Origin of the sequence: Cupriavidus basilensis (genome assembly GCF_029335485.1) — a bacterium.
Taxonomy (GTDB): domain Bacteria; phylum Pseudomonadota; class Gammaproteobacteria; order Burkholderiales; family Burkholderiaceae; genus Cupriavidus; species Cupriavidus basilensis_E.
The window spans coordinates 1-771 of sequence record NZ_JARJLM010000266.1 but is presented as its reverse complement, the minus strand read 5'-3'; the positions used below and the strand labels follow the sequence as shown (position 1 = coordinate 771).

Here is a 771-nt window from a genome sequence, read left to right as displayed (position 1 = left end):
GTGTACCGCCGCAGGCCTGGGTGTCGCGATTCCCGCGCTGTTCGGCTACAACTGGCTGGCCTCGCGCGCGGATTCGATCGGCGCCGATATGGCGGTGTTCGTCGACGAATTCGCCACGCGCCTGGCCGAAGAGCAGGGCGAGGGGCGCCGTACGCCCGTTGCCCTGCACCGGGCTTGAAGGGGCGAGCGACCATGGCAAACGCAGCCAAGTTCGGCGCCAGGAAGCGCACCGGCGGCATCAACATCACGCCCTTCGTCGATGTGCTGCTGGTGGTGCTGGTGATCTTCATCCTCACCAGCAATGCCAGCATCCCGGGCATCAAGGTGGACCTGCCCAAGGCCAGCGCGTCCGTCGCGCTGGAGAAGCCCAAGACCAAGGCCATCACGATCGACAACGCGGGGCAGGTGTTTCTCGATGCCTATCCTGTGACGCTGCCGGAGCTGGAGGAGCGCCTGCGCACGGAGAAAGCCCTCACGCCCGATTTTCCCGTGATCGTGCGCGGCGACGCCGCCGTGCAGTACGCCAAGGTGGTGGAAGTGCTGGATTTGCTCAGGCGGATCGACCTGAACCAGATCGGCCTGGTTACCGGCAAGCCGGCGTGAGGAGAGTCGCGTGAAACGTCACGATCCAACGCCACCGCCGGGCGGCCCCGGACAGCGCGCCCGCGCGCTGTGGCGCCGCTGGGGCGGGCTGGCCATCGGCGTGCTGGTGCTTGCCGGGCTGGCGGGCTTTGTCTGGCACCTGCTGTCCGATACGGCCAGCACCAGGCG

1 protein-coding gene and 1 pseudogene are annotated in these 771 nt (G+C 67.7%); both read left to right on the top strand.

Annotated elements, in window-relative coordinates; translation table 11 throughout:
- A pseudogene (locus tag P3W85_RS15530) lies at positions 1-178 on the top strand (MotA/TolQ/ExbB proton channel family protein); the annotation flags it as partial.
- 14 nt (positions 179-192) lie between these two features.
- On the top strand, positions 193-603 hold the full coding sequence (locus tag P3W85_RS15525; RefSeq protein ID WP_017225559.1) for an ExbD/TolR family protein: 411 nt from the start codon (positions 193-195) through the stop codon (positions 601-603).
- Positions 604-771 lie beyond the last annotated feature (168 nt).

What these genes read in the sequence shown, in the direction of transcription:
- P3W85_RS15525 (WP_017225559.1), top strand. Translation starts at nt 193, where the DNA reads ATGGCAAACGCAGCCAAGTTCGGCGCCAGGAAGCGCACCGGCGGCATC.